This window comes from Bartonella sp. AP4SXKL (assembly GCF_042195845.1).
In the GTDB taxonomy this organism is placed as follows: domain Bacteria; phylum Pseudomonadota; class Alphaproteobacteria; order Rhizobiales; family Rhizobiaceae; genus Bartonella.
In genome coordinates this window covers 114,190-136,072 of record NZ_JBHIPA010000002.1, presented here as the reverse complement: position 1 = coordinate 136,072, position 21,883 = coordinate 114,190, and the positions used below count along the sequence as shown (strand labels likewise).

At 36.4% G+C, this 21,883-nt stretch carries 14 protein-coding genes; 5 read left to right on the top strand and 9 right to left on the bottom strand.

Going from position 1 to position 21,883, the window contains the following annotated elements; genetic code table 11:
* Nucleotides 1-3 precede the first annotated feature (3 nt).
* Together ACFIMI_RS01760 and thiC are read right to left on the bottom strand one after the other, a co-directional pair.
* Complete coding sequence (locus ACFIMI_RS01760; RefSeq protein WP_375671830.1) at nt 4-954, bottom strand: FAD-dependent oxidoreductase; 951 nt, start codon at nt 952-954, stop codon at nt 4-6.
* The gene (gene thiC / locus ACFIMI_RS01755) at nt 951-2,786 is read right to left on the bottom strand and encodes a phosphomethylpyrimidine synthase ThiC (RefSeq protein ID WP_375688906.1); all 1,836 of its coding nucleotides are present in this window, start codon (nt 2,784-2,786) and stop codon (nt 951-953) included. Before thiC ends, ACFIMI_RS01760 begins: the two co-directional genes overlap by 4 nt.
* 3,196 nt (nt 2,787-5,982) lie before the next feature.
* On the opposite strand from thiC, the gene ACFIMI_RS01750 reads away from it, so the two are divergent.
* Nucleotides 5,983-6,957, top strand: a complete 975-nt coding sequence (locus ACFIMI_RS01750; RefSeq protein ID WP_375611203.1) for a tail fiber protein — start codon at nt 5,983-5,985, stop codon at nt 6,955-6,957.
* Between the two features lie 1,121 nt (nt 6,958-8,078).
* Here ACFIMI_RS01750 and ACFIMI_RS01745 read toward each other — a convergent pair.
* The 5 genes from ACFIMI_RS01745 to ACFIMI_RS01725 all read right to left on the bottom strand — a co-directional run bounded on the left by ACFIMI_RS01745 (nt 8,079) and on the right by ACFIMI_RS01725 (nt 14,417).
* A complete protein-coding gene (locus ACFIMI_RS01745) occupies nt 8,079-8,912 on the bottom strand; it encodes a heme ABC transporter ATP-binding protein (protein ID WP_375629313.1) in 834 nt (277 codons plus the stop codon).
* The gene (locus ACFIMI_RS01740) at nt 8,909-10,006 is read right to left on the bottom strand and encodes a FecCD family ABC transporter permease (protein WP_375668209.1); all 1,098 of its coding nucleotides are present in this window, start codon (nt 10,004-10,006) and stop codon (nt 8,909-8,911) included. The genes ACFIMI_RS01745 and ACFIMI_RS01740 overlap by 4 nt, the downstream gene beginning before the upstream one ends.
* Before the next feature lie 5 nt (nt 10,007-10,011).
* Nucleotides 10,012-10,914 carry a hemin ABC transporter substrate-binding protein gene (locus tag ACFIMI_RS01735; RefSeq protein ID WP_375649502.1) on the bottom strand — a complete coding sequence of 301 codons (903 nt, stop codon included), beginning with the start codon at nt 10,912-10,914 and terminating at the stop codon, nt 10,012-10,014.
* An 18-nt stretch (nt 10,915-10,932) separates the two neighbouring features.
* Nucleotides 10,933-11,976 carry a hemin-degrading factor gene (locus tag ACFIMI_RS01730; protein ID WP_375638087.1) on the bottom strand — a complete coding sequence of 348 codons (1,044 nt, stop codon included), beginning with the start codon at nt 11,974-11,976 and terminating at the stop codon, nt 10,933-10,935.
* Between the two features lie 263 nt (nt 11,977-12,239).
* Entirely contained in the window at nt 12,240-14,417 is a 2,178-nt protein-coding gene (locus ACFIMI_RS01725; RefSeq protein ID WP_375671827.1) for a TonB-dependent hemoglobin/transferrin/lactoferrin family receptor, read from the bottom strand.
* Between the two features lie 243 nt (nt 14,418-14,660).
* Here ACFIMI_RS01725 and ACFIMI_RS01720 point away from each other — a divergent pair, with 243 nt between their 5' ends.
* Entirely contained in the window at nt 14,661-15,431 is a 771-nt protein-coding gene (locus tag ACFIMI_RS01720; protein WP_375671849.1) for an energy transducer TonB, read from the top strand.
* Nucleotides 15,432-16,407: 976 nt separating this feature from the next.
* Here ACFIMI_RS01720 and ACFIMI_RS01715 read toward each other — a convergent pair.
* Nucleotides 16,408-18,498: a lytic transglycosylase domain-containing protein gene (locus ACFIMI_RS01715; RefSeq protein ID WP_375671826.1), complete on the bottom strand. Its 2,091-nt coding sequence runs from the start codon at nt 18,496-18,498 to the stop codon at nt 16,408-16,410.
* A gap of 250 nt (nt 18,499-18,748) precedes the next feature.
* Between ACFIMI_RS01715 and dapA the strand changes: the two genes are divergently transcribed.
* Entirely contained in the window at nt 18,749-19,633 is an 885-nt protein-coding gene (gene dapA / locus ACFIMI_RS01710; RefSeq protein ID WP_375612952.1) for a 4-hydroxy-tetrahydrodipicolinate synthase, read from the top strand.
* An 18-nt stretch (nt 19,634-19,651) separates the two neighbouring features.
* Nucleotides 19,652-20,128: an SsrA-binding protein SmpB gene (gene smpB / locus ACFIMI_RS01705; RefSeq protein WP_012231306.1), complete on the top strand. Its 477-nt coding sequence runs from the start codon at nt 19,652-19,654 to the stop codon at nt 20,126-20,128.
* Nucleotides 20,129-20,176: 48 nt separating this feature from the next.
* On the opposite strand, the gene ACFIMI_RS01700 is transcribed toward smpB, so the two are convergent.
* Nucleotides 20,177-20,845 (bottom strand): uracil-DNA glycosylase, encoded by a 669-nt coding sequence (locus ACFIMI_RS01700; RefSeq protein WP_375630891.1) that lies wholly within the window; start codon nt 20,843-20,845, stop codon nt 20,177-20,179.
* A gap of 570 nt (nt 20,846-21,415) precedes the next feature.
* On the opposite strand from ACFIMI_RS01700, the gene rpoZ reads away from it, so the two are divergent.
* Nucleotides 21,416-21,814, top strand: a complete 399-nt coding sequence (rpoZ, locus tag ACFIMI_RS01695; RefSeq protein ID WP_273791104.1) for a DNA-directed RNA polymerase subunit omega — start codon at nt 21,416-21,418, stop codon at nt 21,812-21,814.
* The last annotated feature ends 69 nt before the right edge of the window (nt 21,815-21,883 follow it).

Genomic DNA, 21,883 nt, shown 5'->3' with positions numbered 1-21,883 from the left:
GTTTTATTCCAATGCCAATTCCATTGCTCGTTTTGCCATTTCTGGAGACAACAGAAAACCATGTCTATAAAATCCATTAATAGAAATAAAGTTACCATCTTTATGCACAGAAGGGAAGTTATTAGGATAACATGGACGAACACCAACGCCAGATTCAATAATTTCTGCTTCAGCAAAAGCAGGATGTAAAGTATAAGCCGCGTTGAGCAGTTCCATCATTGATCTTACAGAGATTGCACCATCAAAGTCACTTTCAATCATCGTTGCACCAATCATAAAAATATTATCTTGTCGAGGTACAATGTAGAGAGGAAACCGTGGGTGAAGAAGACGAATTGGACGCGAAATTTTAATATCGGTGCAGCGCACGAGAAGCATTTCGCCGCGTACGCCCCGTATATTTTTATCTTTTCCTAAACGTGCTATTCCTGTCGCATCAATAACAATATCAAAATTTTTTTCAGCTATTTCTACATCAACAAAACAGGCTCCATTGTTGAGAAGCTTTTCTTTTAAAGTCATAAGTGCTTTGCGAGGATCAATATGGGCTTCATTTTCATAAAAGAGTGCACAGTTAAAACGTTCCGCAAGATCTGGTTCAAGATGAGCTATTTCTGTATTATCTACGGTTTTGTGATTATGCGTACGCACAGAAAATCGTTCAAGCTCTCCTCTATCTCGTGTAGGTGCAACCACTAAAGTGCCTTTTTGTATGACAAGGTTTGGGAGCGTTTTACGCCACCATTGTATAGCTTGTACACCAAGATCTTCAACAATTTGTTCTGCACTTTCCCTTTCACAGTAAGGTGCAAGCATTCCTCCTGCATACCAACTAGCACTTCCTATAGGTGAATGAGGGGGGGCCGATACAGTAACAGAAGCACCTTTTTGCTGTAACATAAAGGCAACTGTTAAGCCGCCTACACCTGCACCTTTGATAAGAATGTTCTTCAACTATTTACTTTCTTTTTTTGAGGAGGAACAATTTCCATATAAAGGTCACCATTTTTCTGATATTTTTCGGCCATGGCGATCATACCTTCCCCTTTTGTTTTTCTTATTGCAGCTGCCTCACGAATATCATGGGAAATACGCATAGAACAGAATTTTGGTCCACACATGGAACAAAAATGCACTAATTTATGGGCTTCTTTAGGCATTGTCTCATCGTGAAAGGCACAGGCTGTTTCTGGATCAAGAGAAAGGTTAAATTGATCATGCCATCTAAAATCAAATCGTGCACGCGAAAGAGCATTATCGCGCAATTGTGCTCTAGGTAAACCTTTAGCAAGGTCAGCGGCATGAGCAGCAATTTTATAAGTGATCACACCAGTTTTTACGTCATTCCTATCGGGGAGTCCTAGGTGTTCTTTAGGTGTTACATAACACAACATAGCAGTTCCAAACCATCCAATCATAGCGGCACCAATTGCTGATGTAATATGGTCATAACCAGGAGCAATATCCGTTGTAAGAGGTCCCAAAGTATAAAAAGGCGCCTCATGACAAAGATCTAATTGTTGCTCCATATTTTCTTTAATTTTGTGCATTGGGACATGTCCTGGTCCTTCAATCATAACCTGTACATCCTTTTTCCAAGCAATTTTTGTCAATTCTCCCAAGGTTTTAAGCTCTGCAAATTGGGCTTCATCATTGGCATCGGCAATAGAGCCAGGGCGTAATCCATCCCCCAATGAAAGAGAGATGTCATACGTGCGTGCAATATCACAAATTTCATCAAAATGTTCATAGAGAAAGCTTTCTTTGTGATGATGGAGACACCATTTTGCCATAATAGAACCGCCTCGTGAAACAATACCTGTTACACGATCAATGGTCATAGGAATAAATGGTAATCTTAATCCTGCGTGAATGGTAAAATAATCAACACCTTGCTCTGCTTGCTCAATAAGGGTATCACGGAAAATATCCCATGTTAAGTTTTCGGCAATACCCTGTACTTTTTCGAGTGCTTGATACAGAGGAACAGTCCCGATGGGCACAGGAGAATTTCGAATAATCCATTCACGAATATTGTGAATATTTCGACCTGTAGAAAGATCCATAACTGTATCTGCTCCCCAGCGAATGGCCCAAACCATTTTATCAACTTCTTCTTCCATAGATGAAGTTACTGCTGAATTGCCAATATTAGCATTAATTTTAACACGAAAATTACGCCCAATAATCATGGGTTCGCACTCTGGATGATTAATGTTTTGTGGAATAATGGCGCGTCCACAAGCAATTTCATTGCGCACAAATTCCGCAGTATAAATTTCTGGTATTGATCCAGCAAATGTTTCATTTGATGGTACATTCTGCCGTTCTTTTACTACTAATCCTTCATTTTCTCGTATAGCCACATATTCCATTTCTTCGGTAATAATGCCTGCGCGTGCGTAAGCCATTTGTGTAATTGCTTTGCCATTTTTTGCTCGTAAAATAGAACGTTTTTGCTTAAAGGCTGGAGTAAGGTTTTTATCAGAAGTCAATCCATTATCTTCAGGTTTAACTAATCGTGCAGGATAAGTTTCAGTATCATCCCGCTTAGAGAGCCAAGGCAAGCTAATTGCTGGCAGGCCTTTTGTAATATCAATGATCATATCTTTATCTGTGTAGGGGCCAGAAGTATCGTAGACGTTTAAAGGTTTTTCACCACTGCCATCAGCCAGTGAAATTTCACGCAATGGTACGCGCACATCAGAAAAGAGAAGGCTCTGTTGATAAATTTTGCGTGAAGCGGGAAAGGGGCTACAACTGATTGATGGAGTATTTTTCTGCACAAACTTTTTCCTTATAGACACGGAGTTCAAAAATAGGTTGCGATGTTAATGGAGTTACGATGTTAATGGAGATGTATTCAAATTATCAATCACGAGCATTCAGATGAATAGGGATAGTATTGCTTTGTAGCAAAGAAAACCCAATACAGCTCAAGAAAAGTTATTTTGAAAAACTGATACAATATCTATTCTAATATTTGCATGCCTCCTCCCACTTGAAGTATTTTTGTTAATACGAATATGGTTGGCTTAAATATCTATATTGTCAATCATAAAAATATATTTTAAACGATTTTGGTGTGTTTTTAAGAGTGAAAATAGATATTATGAAGTGATAAACTATGATATTGAAGCTTTTATAAACCAGAATAAAGTTAAAAACGGATTATCAGGGAAAAGTAGATAGTTTATGGCTTTGATTGAGATTTTTTTCATATTAAAATAATAACTCAGAATACCATAAGATCCTCTCATCATATATCTTTTCGTATAAAAACACTTCCTTGCACGTCATAAGTGGGAGCGTATGGGGCAAAGCACTTGAAGAAAGGAAGCCAAATGTCATTTAATGAACATTCTAAGAGTGAGGCTGTCAAAACGTGGGAGCCAACAAAATGTATGATGGATTCCACTTGTATCTTCAAAAGCTTAAAGCTGATGATCTATAATGGCTTGCTATTGTATCATTGACGTGCGCTGTCGTAAAATGAAAGGAGTATATTTTGAGCAATATTTCTTAAAAAGTGCGTAATATGCAATATCATTATATTTTGTTTGGGGCATTCTATTCTTCATGAGGGGGATGTTCCCATTAAGAATGCGATAAACAAAAGCGGGAAACAATACCTAATCTTTATTATTAAAAATAATATTGTCTTGAATCTTTTGAAAATTGTGAAGATGAATAAAAAAATAACGATAAAAATGGACGTTGGCTTTTCATATGAAGATTTCACCAACACTTTTAAATAGTTGGAAGAGAAAGGAAAGCAAAAGGATGTATCTTAGCACAAAAGTATACGTAAATTCATTTAAGAGCCATATGATATCGTGCAACAATATTTACAGATAAAAAATAACTAATTATGTGTTATATGCAAGAAAAACTTACTACTTATAATGTAATTATCTTATTATTATTATAAAACAAGATAAAAATTGAATAAATTTGCGGAAAAACAATTTTTGAATAAGTAGGGAATTATGAGGAAGAGTAACCAAATTCCCACTAATATTACTGTTATTAACAGTGTTATAAATGGTAGCCATATAAAAGCTGCAGCTATACAGCCAGAGATGATTGGTACACTCCATAGATAGGCAAATGCGCCAACAAGGTCTTCATCGATAAATGCATCAGAGAATTCTTTATTTGGAGTACCATAGCATTTTATAATCGCTTTGCATTGTCCCACTCACATCATAAAACTCGTTATGCACATTATGAAGGATATAAAAACAGCTTGTTTTTTAGGTCTTGTTCAAAAAAACATATTTAAGTAGTGCGACTGCGCTAAATAACGAAGAAAATGCTGGAAGGAATAGAAAAGAACACCTAAAATATTCTTTTTTCCATTCTACTGTAACGATTTTAAGCATCCCGCCCCAATGAAAAGATTGTAAACAAAAATCCTAATATACTACATACGATAAGATCTCCAAAACTCATATTTTCATCTTTCTTTTTGTGTGTTTATTTTGTGGATTCATCAATATATTCATATCAATACGTATTATATCTTTTGTAGAGTAGATCACATTTCATTCATGTATGGTAAGATTATGTATAGCGTTATACATCTATAACGTCTGAAATTACTGGTTTTTTTATTACCTAAAGAAAATATTTCTTACATTAGAAAATATAGCAATAGCTTCAAAAACAGTAAAGAATAATCCCATCTAGAGCTGGTAAAGGCGTGTAAAGGGTGTAGCTAATAAATGATGTGTATTTTAAAAGGAAGATAGAAGTTAAAGGTGCAGAGAACACTGAAAATAAAGTCGGTAATGAGTGGAGGGGATATTCTATTTGGAAAAAACAAGCCATGGATAGTCCAATTGTCTGGCTACTTATGCAAGATTTTGTAAGGTGTTTTCTTTGATAGTTAAGGGTATAGCAAGTGTTAAATCGATGGAGCGTATTTTTTGTTTGGATTGATGAAGCAGATGAGTTAGAAAAACAGTTTAGAGAATGCTTTTTGATATTGCCATGAATTAAAAAGAACACCAATAATTGCAAGATGTTGTTTAGAATGATTTATTGTTCTTGCAAAAAAGATATACATATAATAATATATAGAGGCAGGTGTGCTAAGTGTGGGAGGGGAAAAGTTGGTTATGGGGCGTTTAAAAAACAAGGATATTGTTCATAAAAATTGGGGGAGGGCGCTAGGTTATGCTTTTTAATTTTTTCCGGATCGGATACAACCTTCAAATTTTGTGAAGGTGTGTGATATTTAATATTTCAAAGTATTTTATTTCCAGTTTAATGAAAGTGTGGAGCAAATGTCCATATTGAATATATTCTCTGTGATACATTTAGATTGAACAAAAGCTTATTCAAAAAAACATTGGTGCTAATCTTGTGACACAATTTCAGAAATCAATTGAATAAAATAGAACAAAGTATCTGCATGTGAATAAAAACATAATGAAGCATGCAAAAAATTTGAAGCTAATTTTTAAAGTTTTAATACAAATGATAGCCAAAAGATAGAATTTCTTTGTTTAAAATATATGGTATAAAATATCGACGAGATAGATTTAAACTATTGAAAAAAATAAAAAAAGATAATGTTTAAGTCAGAAACTTTCTATGTAGATGATAAGTTATTACATTCAGTAATGGTTATATGAAATCCATAATAAGAAAAATTTTGGAAGTATTTATAAATTTTGCAACAAGATGCAAGATTGAAAAAATAATTATATAACAACAGCAAAGCAACAAAACAAGATATTAAGTAACATCAGATGAGGTGGTTACATTATACATTAGAAGAGAAAGCATTAATACTAATGTTATGAAAAGCGTCTGGTGAATTTAGGTTATAAAATTGGAAGGAGTGAAGAGAGATAAAATGCGTAAATAAGGATGGTGCAGTGGTTATGATGTACCAATAAACAGCGGCAGCACATTTTAGTGCACAGAACGAGAAGTTGTTAGAAAAACTATGAAAATAATGGGGGATTTAAAATGTCTAATATCTATGATTGGTCTCTAAAGGCTGATGAAAATGCTTATTCAGATAGTATCATTAATTGGGCAGAAGGACAGCCGCCTAGTTCTGTTAATGATAGTGCACGGGCGATGATGCAGCGTGTGCGCGAATATCTTGCAGATAATGGTGGATCTATTAATTCAAGCTTTATAGTAAATTTGGAAGATAAAACAACATTAATTACCTTAAAGACAGTTTCGCCTATAAAGAAATACAACAATGATATCGTCATACGTTTTAAAGCTTGTGGTGTAAATATTGGCGTGACAACAATAACTGTTAATAATATAGGAGAAAAGCTTATCTATAAAGCCACTGATACGGGGGTTATACCATTAGAAGGTGGAGAATTTCAAACAGATGGCATTTATGAAATGGTATATAATAATGGTGTTTTAATAAAAGAGCATGAGGGTTGGTATTTATTAAACCCTACACCACCAAAGATAGAAAGTTTCCCCTCTGGATTCATTGCAACATTTGCTATGCAAAATGTGCCAAATGGTTGGCTTTTATGTGATGGTAAGGCCTATAAGCGTGAAGATTATCCGCAGTTATTCGAGGCAATAGGTGATAAATGGGGAAAAGACAGCAATAAAACTTTTAAAGTTCCCGATTTTAGAGGCATGTTTTTACGCGGCTTTGATAATGGTCGGGGTTTAGATGGTGGTAGAAAGTTTGCAGATGAACAACAAGATAGCATAAAATCACATACGCATATTGGGAGTATTGAAAACGCAGGCGAGCATGCGCATAATTTTGAGTATCAAGGGGTAGGATGGCCCGTTGGTGATATTGGGAGACTCCCGAATCATTATACTTATAATGCAACCCTGAAAGGGAGAACAGCTTCTGCTGGTGCACATACACACAAGGTAACTCTTTCCCATACGGGTGAGGCAGAAACGCGCCCTGTTAATACAACCGTTGTCTATGCTATAAAATCATGAGTATGTTTAAGTAATAATAATCTATACACCTTGATAATTTTGTTAACGCGGAGCAATTCCGCGTTATTTTCTATGCATATGAAAAGGAAATCTATATTGTTAATAGAATACTTGAGAGCGTCAAAAAACAATTTTAAAATGATTGAAAGAAAGAGTTAAGGATATAATTTATTTTATAATTATATGATAACATAGGGAAAATGTGTAAAAATCATTTAAACTGTGCCGTGAAGAGATCTGGAGATATATTTTTTCACAAGGTGTTTTGATAGGGGAAGGTAATAAAATTATTCAACCTGAGGCATAAAAAAGTACAATATTTTTAGCGTTTTTTTGTACAAAAATAGCATATCCCTGTATGAGTTAATTCATCTTATAAAGAGATTTCTCACCTTGTTGTCGATTTCATTTCTTTGCATTGCCATGGTAGGAGGCTTTATCTGTAAATGATAGTTCCCCTTTGAGTGGAATCATCATTATGCTTATGAAGCAGAAGACAAACGCTATTTCTATACTCTCTCCTCATCCCTATATTCCGCATTGTTTTTGCATTAGGGGGCTTACAAGAAGCGTTATTGAGTTTATTTTAAAGTTTTTATTCAATAGGTTAATTCTTTATGATATGCCAATAAACAATTTTTTAATAGAGAGAGAAAAGTAAAAATATCATTGTAAATCAATATTTATTTATACAAAAAGCTAAAATATATGTATTATAAAGAAAACATTACCATTAAAGTTACAAATAAATCTTTTATGCAGGGGAGAAAGGTACTTGATTTCTATATGGTCCTTAGAAGATATAATAATACACCCGTTATTATAACAAAGGCATTTATACGCATTTCTTGAATCATTTTTATAAAGATAAAAGTGATAGAAAGAGTGGGAAAACGCATGTTTATGTTGTATAAATTTGTATGATATAACAGTTTGATAGCAAATAAAATTTCACATGTTTTTAGTTACGTAAAATCTTAAAAGATTTTAAACTGGTATTTTTTTCCAAAAATATCTTTAGGGTAATTGGTCTTCTTTTTTAATGACAGATGACAAAAAGGAGTTCATATGAAAATAAAAAAGATTCTTGAATATTTGCGTGTTTTATTTTGCTATGGACTTTAGTTTTTAGATTGAAGCCGATAGCCTAGAGATCTAATTTCATAGGAGGATGTCGTTTGAGGGAGTATAAAAGGGATATCTTCTTTAGGTAATTCAGAAACGTTTAAAGAACAATGATAAACATTGCGGAGATTTTGTGTTGTCAACACATTAGTTGCATTTCCTTCGCAATAAATCTCACCTTCCTTGAGCAAGATCATGTTATCTGCATAATGTGCCGCGAGATTGAGGTCATGAAGAACAGCAAGAACGCCGCCACCAGAATGAGCAAATTGTTTAGCAATATCCATAACGATGATTTGATGTTGAATATCGAGGCTAGCAATAGGTTCATCTAATATCATCCAGCGAGGAATCCCATTATGAACAGGTTTCCAGACTTGGCAAAGTACACGGGCAAGTTGTACTCTAGCTTGTTCTCCACCTGATAATTGGTGATAATACAGGTTGCCATAATCAGAAAGGTCAACGCACTCTAAAGCTTTCTGGATAAGATTTTGCAATTCGGCTTTGGCAATGCTAAATTGGTTTACAGAAAGGCCAAGCCCTACAACTTCATGGACTAAGAATGGAAATACGAGCGTTGTTGATTGTGGTAGTACAGCGCGCATTTTTGCCATTACATGAGTTTTTGTTTGGCATACATTATAACCATTTAAGGTTATTTTTCCACTGTAAGGAATTTCACCACTCAGAGCTTTGATAAAAGTACTTTTTCCTGATCCATTAGGACCAATAATAATGGTAAAAGCACCACTTTTAGCTTGAAGATTAATGTGTTTAAGAATCTGCTTCTTTCCGCGCTGAACACAAATATTTGTCGCTTCAATCATGAAAAGTCTGTTCCTCGTTTGCATATAAGGATCCATAGAAAGAAAGGTGCACCAAAAAGTGCTGTTACAATCCCAATCGGCAATTCTGCGGGGGCAACAATTAAGCGTGCAAACATATCAGCAAAAATAAGTAATGCTGCTCCCAAGAGAGCAGAGCAAGGAATGAGATAGCGATGATCAGGACCTATGAGTTGACGTAAAATATGAGGAACAATAATACCAATAAAACCAATACCACCACTGACAGCAACAGCACTACCGCACATAAGAGCAACAAGGGGAATAGCAATATTTTTGACGCGTTGAATATGGAAACCAATATGGCCAGCAACAGCTTCTCCAAGAGCAAGGGCATTAAGTGCTCGTGATAAAAAGGGAGAGAAAAGAAGACCAATAACGATAAAAGGGAGAACAAGCCATACTTTCAACCATGTAGCGCCCGCAAGAGAGCCCAGACTCCAAAAAGTGATATCACGCAGTTGTTGGTCATTTGCGACAAAAATCAATGTTCCGACAACAGCACTGCTTAATGCACCAAGAGCAATACCTGCAAGCAGCATGGTTGCAATAGAGGTAAAGCTATTATGCGTTGCTATTATGTAGAGAATAATCGTTGATAAAAGTCCACCAAAAAAAGCACCTATGATAACTTTATAAGGCTCTAGAAAAGGTGCAAAAGAAACAGGAAAAGCAATGCCGACAACAATTGCTAAGACTGCTCCAAGTCCAGCACCTGCTGATACACCTACAATTCCGGGATCTGCAAGAGGATTACGAAAAAGCCCTTGCATAAGAACACCGGAGACAGCTAAGGCTGCTCCAATTAATAATCCCAAGATAACACGGGGAAGCCTTATGTCGATGAGCACGAGGTAATCACGCGTTTTACTACTTAGCGAAAAATCTTGTGTAAGTATCACATGGAGGAGATCAACGAAAGAAACCTTTGCTGCACCATTCAAGAGCCCACCAAAAATACTGAAAATAAGGAATATTATTAAGCTTAATAATAAAATTTTTCCCTGCTTTGAACGGTTTATTTTTTTACCTTCTTTTTCTTTAGGTAAATGCATCTTGGATGTACCGTCTACCATTTTTATCAGCTCTTACCGTTTTGATGTGCACCATAAAGTATCTCAATAAGCTCTCTTGATGCGTCTGCAGTACGTGGACCAAATCCCAAAAAATACATAGCATCCATCTGTTTTATGGCATGATTTTTCGCTGCAGTTGTTGCTTGAACTGCCGGTATGGCTAAAATCTTATCAATGCTGGTTGATCTTGCACCATGTTTTACAAGCAAAATAACATCAGGATCTGATTTCAATAATGCTTCGCCGTTGAGAAGTTTATATCCTTTATAATCGGTGATAGCATTGATAGCGCCTGAAAGTTTGATCATACTATCAGCTGCAGTACCTGTTCCAGATGCCATGACGCGTCCATTTTGCACAGAGAAAACAAAAAGAACACGCTTTGGTGTTGTTACTTTCGCCAAACGCGCATCGTTGTCTAAAAAATTACGCTTCAATTTCTCAATTAACGCCGCGGCTTGCACTTCCCGATGAATGGCTTGACCAACGAGGCGAATCTTTTCTATCACATTTTCACGGGAGTAGTCTTCTGGTATGATCACCAGAGGTATTGATGTTTTTTTGAGAATATCAATTGTTGAAGCGGGACCACTTCCTTCAACAAGCAATATACCCTCTGGAGCAAGTGATAAAACCCCCTCAGGTGAAAGAGCACGCATATATCCAAGCACAGGAAGCTTGAGCGCTTCTTGTGGGTAGACGCTTGTACTATCACGGGCGACAAGTTGATCTTGGGCTCCCAATGCATAGACAATTTCTGTAAGTGCTCCGCCGATAGAAACAATTCGAGCATTTTCAGGAAAACGCGTTGCAGGTTCAGCAATTACTTGTTTAGAAAAACAAGTAAGAGAGAGCAGTAAACACGTAAGAAAAAGGTTTGATAACCTATGTAAAAGAGATATGAACATGTCTAACCTTATCTTATCTTAGTTACTGCTGTTTTCTTGGCATGATGGCAAACTATTCAATAAAGAACGCCAATCTTCACGTTCTTTTTGACCCTCCTTGCGTACGCCAAAAAATTGAATAACCATCTCATCATCTTTATCGAAAACTTCAAGTGAACTGACATAACCATCACGGGTAGGTTTGCGAACATGCCATACTCTAGCAATCCCAGACGTGAGTAAATGAAGGTCAAATCTTGGATCAAGAACATTAAGCCAAGGTCCCATTTGCTTAATATTTTTTACAGTCCCACTAAAAATTTGAATACACCCTTTATTCCCAACAAAACACATGATTGGCAGTTCTTGTTGTGCGACTTGGTTAAGCATTATTTCAACAGCATTTACCTGTAATTCATCGGCAAATTCATTACCAACATATTTTACAGCATGATGTCGATTAATTTTAAATTCGGAAATAATTTTGTGAAGTTGGTGTACATCTGTCATTTTCCGCCAACGATCCCGAAAACTCTCAATATCCAATTCTGTTATGTCACATTGGGCTGGGAGAGAAACGGGAAGAATGTTAAGAACAGGAGACTGATCTTCAAGAAGGAGCTTTTCAACAAGTTCATTCCACTCTTCCATATTTGTCATATCTTTAGAATAGACCTTTAAAATAGCAACGCCATGTTGATCAAAGAATTGCAGACTTTTTGTAGGTTTTCCAAGAATAACGACATCATATTCAAAACCGAACTTCCATTGTTTTGTAAAAATACGCAAATCAATTTCACCAAGTGTGATAGGAATATGTTCGTTTTGAACAATTTTTTCAAAGCGTCCCGTTATTTCGTGAACAGCATATTCATTGCGAGTTAAGACCATGACGGTTCCAAGTCGAGGTGCATTTTCCAAGAGAGTAGCAACATCAGTTTGTAGCCTTTTTGCTTTTCCAATGGTACAATAAGCCGCAATAAGCTCCGCTTCAGATATACCAATCGAAACCGCAAAATCGCGGTTTCGCATTTCTTTTTTTTCTTCACGCAAACGAAGAATCATTTCAGCTGTATGTGCCATGAATTTACCTTATGTTACTTAACTCAAAAACTAACTTTCAAATTTTACAATTCCAAGGCAATAAATTAAATTCTTTTAAGAGTTCAATCTATCACAAAATAACACTCTATCGCCAACAGCTGAGCAATCAAAAAACGATAAAACAGAAAGAATTAAAACTTTTCTACCAAATCTTTGTAATTTTAAAGATGTTGAAAATAGAAACACAATAATTAATCCTTTTATCAATACGATTTTATTGACCGAATAATTAACAGAAGTGACTAAAACTTTTGTACAAACGACACCTTAAAGTTACGACCAGGCTGGCTATAATAATCTTTTGGTGTTGAACTTTTACCTGAAGGAAGTTCAGATACATTCCAATATTTTGTATTGAAAAGATTATAAACACCGGCTCTTAGAATAGGTCCCGTTTCACCGAATGGTTTCCACCACCCTGTCATATCAACGACATGATATCCTGGAATTTTTTGGTAATCAGATTCTCCGGCTACTTTGTCACGTTTAGCTGCCAAAGTAAGGATAATATCGCTTCCCCAAACCTCTTTTGCATATCCTAATCCGATAACTGCTTTCAAAGGAGGAATTGAGTTAAGATACTCCTTTTTATCAAGATCTTTTCCTTGTGAATAAGCAAGAGCAACATTGCTATGAAAACCATTTTTAAGAACTAAATGGGCTTTTGTCTCAACACCAAAAATTTGCACGTGAAAACGATTCATGTAATGCCGACGCGCAAATCTAAATTCCTCTGATGGCCCTCTATCCTCAGTATCTATGAAATTCTTATATTTATTGAAAAAGGCATTGAAGGAACCACCGAAATTTACATTTCCATACCGTAGACCAACATCATACCCATTGCTTGTTTCTGGTTGAAGATCAGGATTCCCTTTCACGTAATAAGCAGAAGGTTTGATATAAGAGACGTAAAGTTCTGAAATACGTGGTGCACGAAAAGCCTGTGCCCACTGAGCATAGAGCGTTACTTGATTACGAACATCCCACTCCACGCGTAATTTAGGAGAAAAGCGTGAACCATTTCTTTCTGGAGGGAATTTATCAGAAATCAGTGCTTTCTCATAAGAAGGTGTTTTCTGAGGAACATATTTGTACCAATCATACCGGATTCCCGGTGTTATACGAAAACGATCATCAACCAACCCAATTTCATCTTCAAAAACAAAACCTAAATTGTAACCATTTGTGTCTGGTGAATCTGATCGATTAGCAGGAACAAAAAGACATCCCCGAGCGTATTCTTTTATATGACAATTGTCTTTACCTAACAAATAGTGATGAAATTTAGATGACGAAACATTCATTACAAACTTTAACGTATGGTTTATAGTGCCAAAATCCACTTTTTTAAGGGCATCAGCATTGAAACCATAATTGATATTACGCAAGAAATTATCTCTCAAATAATCCCCTTTGGGAGCTGAAACACGAACGCCTGTCATAACGTAACGACTTGATTGCCTTTGCCAATAAAGCTGCCCATTAAACGCATCAAGAACTGCATCACCATTACCATTATAATTATAAGAAAGAGAAAAGCGCTCACGAAGTTTATTATCCTGCTCATAAACGGAACCTGGAGCGTATCTTTTAGACGAATTTAATTCATGTGTGTTACTATTATGACCAAAACGCTCTGCGGTAAAACCAAGGCGGTGATTATCACTCAAATATTGATGAATTTTAAAAAGCAAGTTATTTTTATCAAAGTGAGAAGGGTTTTTGCGCGTGCGTTCCTCATACCCTTCTACTGTTCCCATATTTTTGCGCTCATGACCTTCTACATAAGATCCTTGAAAAAGTAAAAATGTCTGGTAATTACGCACAGCAAAAGCTTGATCGATGCGCCAGCTGTTATCAACAGAATTATAACCACCTTTTATAAGGCTTCCCCAATTCTTTTCTTCCACGATCAGGTCTTCAGGATCAAGGGTACGCAACGCAATGATTCCCCCTAAGGCGCCAGAACCATAAAGACTAGAATCTGATCCTTGAATAGTATCAAACGTAGAAAGAGCATTGAAATCAAAAGTTGTGTTTCCACCTCCACCACGGAATATATCATTAAACCATGGAAGAGAAATACCATCCATTGTCATAAGAACACGGTTTGCATCTAAACCCCGAATAACGAAACTGTTATTTTCTGAGTTATAGGATACGGAAGGATTAAGACGACTCACATCATAAACATCAGTTATTTGTCTTTCATCAATATTCTTGTTGGTCTTACGATCAGTCAGAATGGTTATTGAATTTGAAGCATCTTCTATTTTTTTTCCTTTAATAAGGATTGGTTTAAGTTCAGTGACAGCACTTCCATCTTTATTTTGTGCAAAAACAAATGAAGGTATACAGACCGATAATGCACTTAAAATTACACAGCTTTTATAGATATTTTTTCGTCTTATTTGCATAACACATCATAACCCTTTTAAACATCCCCTCTCTGTTTTGAAATTTTTTTAATACAAAAAGGCTGGACTCACTGATTAAAACTTGCCAGCCAAGCAGGAATGATTTTGACAACGGCACAAAATCATTAGAAGACCATATTAAACATGACAAAATCAGTCAAGAAAAAAGTTGCAATTTCAAAATAGCCTGTTTTAATGAGATTGAACACCAATATTAAGCTTAAAATAGTGGCAGAAGAAACGATGAATTTTGCAAATACGAAACAATTATTAACTCTTTGGATTGGTGCATTTATTGGGGCTTTCTTTTTGCATGTATTATTGGCAGCACAGTTTTATTTTCAAAGTACTGGTATAAGTAATGGTTTGCTCTCGTCGGAGATTATGCTGACTTTTATGCAAGAAACTGTATATCCGGATGTTGATACAGACTTGCCAGATATTCATAGAGAGTTGGATATTAATACAGAGCAAGAAGTATTACAGTCTGATCTCCTAGAGCAGGAGTCAGAAGGATTGGAATCCGTGGATGAAGTTCAATCGGAAGAACCTCAGCATATAGTAGAACAAGATGACTTAAAGCCTTTGGAAGAACCCCTACCTCAAAAAGTGGAGCATAAAGCGTTTATCAAAAAAACAATACCGATGCCAAAGGCTGTAGTAAAGCGCTCCAATGCAAAGGCGGTACGTTCTTCTTCCATCAACAAGGGCGGCGGGACAGCAGGGCTTGAAGATATGTTGTTAATGGAGTGGTTAGCAAAGGTACAGTCACAATTAGAAAGACAAAAAAATTATATTGTGGGACAGCGCACCAATCGTACAAAAGGAACGGTGAAGTTAGAATTTATGGTGCATGAGCAGGGGAGTATTTTTTCTAGTCGTGTAGTAGTCTCTGCTGGTGACCCGGAACTTGATCGATTAGCGATGGCAGCCCTTCGACGCGTTGGTTCTTTTCCACCACCACCACCATCAAAAGTGAATAAAACAATTAGAGTATCCCTAATATTTAGCTGATTTTTATGCGGGGCGCTTTCTTATAATATATTGATTTATAATGATTGTTTATAATTTTAATGAAAGTTCAAATATAATTTATTCGAATTTTTTTGATGTTGAATCAATCAAAACCATCCGCTTACTTATGATACAAGTTGAGGAGGAGCATGGATAAAAAACTTCTAAAAAGCAGTGAATATACTTCTTATGAGTGCTCTAAATGAAAGGGCTTTTGCAACATTGGGAGTTAAGGGATGATAGAGCTATAGCTTTTATTAATTAAAGGTTAATCGTGTCTAATCGATTTTTATACCATTCGTGAGAGGATTTTCGTAAGTACTTTTCAGATACACCGTTGTGAAATGGACTTAGAAACATTAAAATAAAAGAGGAATTATAAATAAGAAAAACATACTATTTTGGGATGCTCTGTTTTGTGTGAAGGATGTGAGCTTATATGTAAAAATGAGAAAAAAAAGCAAAGTTTCATCTTCATCATTAAAAGATATTGACATATTTCAAAGTCGTAGAACCGAATGAAAGGGAAGGGGCAGAAGAGAATTGTTTGTCTTTAAGGCTTTCTAACTCAATGAGTCTGTCTTTCTGTTATCAGAGATAATCCAAACGATATATATAATAACGTGCTCTTATTTGGTATAGAAATGTTATAAGCAGGAAAAATAGTCTTAAAAGATGCTGTTTCACAAGATTTGAATATTGACTAATAAGCAACAGTAAAAGGATGAGCTATTTGTTTCACTCTTCTCTTATATTTGTAATCTCTATGATATTGTCGTCTATGTTGAGAAGAAATGAATTATTTGTACTACCTGTTGATTTATAATGATAATTCATCATTTCGAATTTATTAATACTGAATCAATTAAAATTACTTTCTTATACGTCCTAAGAAAGTGGGTATGGTACTATTTAAAAAGGAATAAAAACACTTCTTATCAACGCTTTCAAATGCTATTTGGGAAGTTAAGGCATATTATTTCCGTCGACCAGAAAGCAAGTCGGTTTTTATATCTATTTTCCCAGTGAGTCTTGCTTTGTAGACACCATAATTTTCCATGACACGCATCACGTAATTACGTGTTTCTGTATAAGGAATACGTTCAATCCAATCAATGACGTTATCGAGAGATTGACCTCGAGGATCGCCATAACGTTTTATCCATTCATTGACTCGACGGGGACCCGCATTATAGCCAATAAGAGTTAGTATATAGGATCCATTAAAACGTTCTAATTGTTCATTGAGAAAATGAGCACCTAATGTTGCATTATAATGAGCATCACTGCTAAATTTTTTAGGAGACCATGCGATTGAGTATTTTTTTGCCAGTGCTTTTGCTGTTGTAGGAAGCAATTGGAGTATACCTTGTGCACCTGCTTTTGATATGGCTGTTGGATTAAATTCGCTTTCTTGGCGTGCAATGGCATAGATAAGCGATTTTTCTTCTACAGAAATATTAGCAGAAGCTGGTATAGCTCCCAGAGGATGAGAGAGTGCACCGACATTTTTCCCCTGAAAAACAGCCATTTTTCCAATTTTGAGGCTGGTATAATAGTCTCCATTTTTTTCTGCCATAACAGCCAGAAGAGCTAATTCACCGGGGCTTTCTATTTTTTTTCCGAGCTCTCTATAAAAAATTTTAGCAAAATCAGCATAGCCGGCTGCTTCAAGACGTTGAATTGCTTTGATCGCTTTTCGTGCACTAAAATGTTGTCGCTCAGCGGTTGTTGGTTTGGGAAAGAAAACTTTAAGCTTTTTTTGGTTGAGTCGTGCAGCGGCTAATTGACCATAGTAAGTTGCACCAAAATGAGCTGCGCGATGAAAGTATTGCTGGGCATTTTGATGTTCTTCTAGCGTTTCTGCTGTTCGTCCCATCCAGTAATATCCACGTGATGCATAAAAAGGTAAAGAAGAGAGTTGAGGAATACGTGAAAAATGCTGCATTGCCAATTTAGGGTTATGAAGAAACCGTAGTGCATACCACCCTGCATGAAACTCAGCATCGACGGCTAATGCAGATGTTATACCAGTGTGCATTGCAACAAGTTGATAAGCAATTTTGGGTTTGTTTAAATCGAGCATTTCACGAGAAAGGGCGCGTTGTTCTTTCCACAATGAATGAGGGTTCATAAGGCGGAATGCATCTTTTGATGTTTTCATCATGAGTGCTGCTGCTGCATCATATTGCTCTGTTCGTCGAAGATGGCGTATTCGAGCAAACTGAAAAAGAGGATCTTTTTGCCATGATCTCTCTACAGCTTTTAATTTTTGTGTAGCTCTAGGATCATTTTTTTCAACGGCCACAAAAGCATTAAAAAGAGATTGAGCATGGGCTAATTTTGCAACGCGTGCTGCTGAATCAAAACGATGTGCATAGAGCATAAACTGCATGCGTCTCAAATGATCAATAGGTTTTAATGCAGCGTTTGCATTTTTAAGAACAAATACTTCTTCTTTTGCATTAAGCTGTGTTTTATGCCACCATGGCGCAATAACGTGTTGAGCACGAGTGGTTTGTCCCGTTGCGATAAGTGCTTTAGCGAAGAGAGCCATCCCTTGTGCTGTTTGGGGCGGGTGATGAGAAAATTTTTGGATGATTGCGCGTGTGACGTTGGTTTCGTTAAGAAAAGCACGTTCAGCATTGCGTTGCATCGTTTCTATACCGGGCCATCCTTTTAGCATGTTGATTGCATTAAATATTTCAGAACTGGGTATATTAGCTTGGTTTGACACCCCCAGCGCCCATGTCAAAATATGACGATCAAGGCTATGTTTTTCCATTGAATTACGAAGATTTATTGTTTTTGCAATATTGTTGTTTGCTAGTGCATCTAGCCCAGTTTTCAGTTGCTGAAGTGTAGCAGTATTGTGTGATGTAGTGTGTATCTGTTGAAGAGATTCTTGAGCTTCTTTTGCGGTAAAGGGAGTAGGGCGAACCAAAGGGATTGGTACTTTCCCTTGCAAAAGGGGTGTTTGCGCGTATGCACTTGAAAATAAAATTCTTATTGCCAGTATAAGTGTAGTAAAGGTTGATACGAAAAGAGAGGTGGATAATACACGCATAGAGAAAAGACCTTGAGACCTTGCTTTTTGTAAAAACTTAAGGATTTATAGAACACAAGCATGAAAAACGCGTTAATATAGACGGCTTATTTTAAAGAAATGTTCAACATTTAAGGAGGGACATTTTCATCTTATGGGGGCTTTTTTTGAAATTCATCTTGCTTCAATGATAGAGCAAGATTATGCTCTATTTAAAATTTATAAAAGGCGATTATAAAAAAATAAAAGCAAACATTATAGGGAGTTTATCATGCTCAAGGGAGCTATAACTGCGCTTATCACACCGTTTGATAACAAGGGCGCGATTGATGAGAAGGCGTTTTGTGATTTTGTTGAATGGCAGATCACACAAGGGATTAACGGTGTAAGCCCTGTTGGGACAACAGGTGAATCAGCAACGTTAAGTCATGAAGAACATAAGCGGATTATAGAATTGTGTGTTGAGCAGGTTGCAAAGCGTGTTCCTGTTGTTGCTGGAGCGGGATCAAATAGCACAAGCGAGGCTGTAGAGCTTGCACAATACGCGCAAAAAGCTGGTGCAGATGCAGTTTTGGTTGTCACTCCCTATTATAATAGACCAAATCAATCTGGCTTATACAAGCATTTTTCTTCCATTGCCAAAGCTGTTTCTATTCCGATTATAATTTATAATATTCCTGGTCGTTCTATTATCGATATGGCTGTAGAAACGATGAAAGACCTTTATCAAGATTTTAACAATATCATTGGTGTTAAGGATGCAACGAGCAGAATTGAGCGCGTTAGTGAACAAGGTGAAAAGTGTGGAAAAGATTTTGTGCAGCTTTCCGGTGATGATTGTACGGCGTTAGGTTTTAATGCACATGGAGGTATGGGGTGTATTTCAGTTTCTTCTAATGTTGCTCCAAAGCTTTGTGCTGAACTTCAAGCCGCTTGTTTTCGTGGTGATTATAAAACAGCACGAGAATTAAATGATCGCTTGATGCCTCTTAATCGTGCTGTGTTTATTGAACCTAGTCCAGCAGGTATTAAATATGCTGCTGCAAAATTAGGATTTTGTGGTGATACTGTGCGTTCTCCTATTGTTCCATTAACAGAAAGAACAAAGAAGATTATTGATGCAGCCCTCAGTCATGCTGGTCTTTTAAAAGCATAAAATGATATTGACAAAGCCATGAATAAAAAAAAGAACGCGCCCGTACGGAAAATAATTGCTGACAATCGTAAAGCACGTTTTAATTTTGAAATCCTTAATAATCTCGAGGCTGGTCTTGTCCTTCAGGGAGCGGAAGTGAAGTCCTTACGTTCTAATCATGCCAATATTGCTGAAAGCTATGCGAGTTTTGAGAATGGGGAATTATGGTTAGTAAACAGCTATATTCCTGAATATACGCAGGCTAATCGTTTTAATCATGAACCACGACGTTTGCGCAAATTATTACTTTCAAAACGTGAGATGGCACGTTTTTTTAATGCAACGTCTCGTGAAGGAATGACACTTGTTCCTCTCAAACTTTATTTTAATGAACGAGGGCGCGTTAAGTTGGAGATCGCTCTAGCGCGGGGGAAAAAGCTTCATGATAAGCGCGAAACGGAAAAAAAACGTGATTGGGGACGTGAAAAAGCAAGACTTTTAAAAAGATATGGATGATGGATGCAATTTCGATATTCTTTATTTATAGCACTTTTTAAAACAGTTTTAGCATTGATCTAAGTATGTTTTTGCTGCTTGAAAGATTTGGTGAAACATGGCGTCTGTCAAGCGCCCAGTATTTGTATTATAACGAGAACAGTGATAGCTCGAAAAGATGCGTAATCTGCCGATGTTATTGATTTCACCGTGTCCAAAAGGGTGAGATAAAACTTTTGCATTAAGGGCACGTATCGTTGAATGGTGCGCAATGGTGCCTAAGGTAATAACGGCTTTAAGTTTGGGAAGATTTGTTAAAAGAGGTGAGAAGAAATAGCGGCACGTGTTAATTTCTGCACCGGTGGGTTTATTTTCTGGTGGAACACAACGAACAGAGTTAACAATTGCTGCATCAATAAGTTCAAGAGTATCGTCTGCTCTTTCTTCAAAGGTTCCTTGGGCAAAACCAAACTTTTTTAAAGTTGAATAAAGTAAGTGCCCAGCATAATCACCAGTAAATGGACGTCCAGTTCGATTTGCTCCGCGTAATCCAGGAGCAAGCCCAACAATAAGAAGGCGTGTTGTATCTGGCCCTTTATAAGGAAAGAATGGGCGCACCGGTGCGTTATACCAACTTGGTTCTTTTACACGCCAGCCAGCGATAAATTGATGAAGCCTAGGACATAAATTGCAATTTTGGGGTGGTTCTGGGCAAAGTGATGTTAATTGGCTATTCATGGTGTTAGGCATCAATCGTTTTTCTATTTTTTTGAGTCTTTATATAGCGTATATGACGGGTTATGTTTTGATAAACAATCTATAATGAATATAAATAAACTTTTTTAGAAGAAAGTTTAATATAAACTTATTGCTCATTATTGTGTAAAGAGAGATCATCTTTCAGTAATTCATTCGATGAATAAGAGTGCGATACACATGATGTTCAAAGAAAAAAGTTTTCTCTTTAGATAAAGATATTATCATAAAAAGTATGTATAAGGCTGCTGTTATTGCAAAGGGTTTAAACAGCAGGTATTCCTTTTAAAAGGATAAGGACTCCAGACAAGTATTTTGTCAAGAAAGACCTCCCTTTGTTTGAAGTCAATCTATTGGAATGCTTTTAAAAGAAATTTTGATAACAAGCATGAATAGGTTATACATTTTTATAAATTTTCCAAGATTTTTTTTAAATAAGTTCTTTAATCAAAAAATATAAAAGTTTGTGTTGTTTTTCTTGTGTTTTATTTTGATTATTGTATATACTCCTCTATCCGCTATTAAATTTTTTTATTTGAGAAAGAGGCATAAATGGCCCGCGTAACGGTAGAAGATTGTATTGATAAAGTTGACAACCGCTTTGAATTGGTACTTTTAGCAGGTCATCGGGCGCGTCAGATTTCACAAGGAGCGCAGATTACGGTTGATCGTGATAATGATAAAAATCCAGTTGTTGCTTTGCGTGAAATAGCAGAAGAAACATTGTCGCCTGCTGATTTAAAGGAAGACCTTATTCATTCGTTGCAAAAGCATGTGGAAGTAGATGAGCCAGAAATGGCAAGTGAATTTATTACCCATTCAGGTGAAGCTGAAAGTGTTTTTAATACGTCGTCGCAAGAAGAAGGTACTTCATTTGATCATATGTCAGAAGAAGAGCTTTTAGCGGGTATTGAAGGTTTGGTTGTTCCAGAAAAAAGTGACGATTATTAATTGCAGCAATTTATGTTACAGGAGTAAAGATACCTTGTCATGTAAGGAGCAATTATTTTTCTTGTCTTT

Bases quoted from the DNA above. Each gene is read 5' to 3' on its own strand.
- ACFIMI_RS01750 (WP_375611203.1), top strand. From the start codon at position 5,983: ATGTCTAATATCTATGATTGGTCTCTAAAGGCTGATGAAAATGCTTAT.
- ACFIMI_RS01745 (WP_375629313.1), bottom strand. From the start codon at position 8,912: ATGATTGAAGCGACAAATATTTGTGTTCAGCGCGGAAAGAAGCAGATT.
- ACFIMI_RS01740 (WP_375668209.1), bottom strand. From the start codon at position 10,006: ATGGTAGACGGTACATCCAAGATGCATTTACCTAAAGAAAAAGAAGGT.
- ACFIMI_RS01735 (WP_375649502.1), bottom strand. From the start codon at position 10,914: ATGTTCATATCTCTTTTACATAGGTTATCAAACCTTTTTCTTACGTGT.
- ACFIMI_RS01730 (WP_375638087.1), bottom strand. From the start codon at position 11,976: ATGGCACATACAGCTGAAATGATTCTTCGTTTGCGTGAAGAAAAAAAA.
- ACFIMI_RS01725 (WP_375671827.1), bottom strand. From the start codon at position 14,417: ATGCAAATAAGACGAAAAAATATCTATAAAAGCTGTGTAATTTTAAGT.
- ACFIMI_RS01720 (WP_375671849.1), top strand. From the start codon at position 14,661: ATGAATTTTGCAAATACGAAACAATTATTAACTCTTTGGATTGGTGCA.
- ACFIMI_RS01715 (WP_375671826.1), bottom strand. From the start codon at position 18,498: ATGCGTGTATTATCCACCTCTCTTTTCGTATCAACCTTTACTACACTT.
- dapA (WP_375612952.1), top strand. From the start codon at position 18,749: ATGCTCAAGGGAGCTATAACTGCGCTTATCACACCGTTTGATAACAAG.
- smpB (WP_012231306.1), top strand. From the start codon at position 19,652: ATGAATAAAAAAAAGAACGCGCCCGTACGGAAAATAATTGCTGACAAT.
- ACFIMI_RS01700 (WP_375630891.1), bottom strand. From the start codon at position 20,845: ATGAATAGCCAATTAACATCACTTTGCCCAGAACCACCCCAAAATTGC.
- rpoZ (WP_273791104.1), top strand. From the start codon at position 21,416: ATGGCCCGCGTAACGGTAGAAGATTGTATTGATAAAGTTGACAACCGC.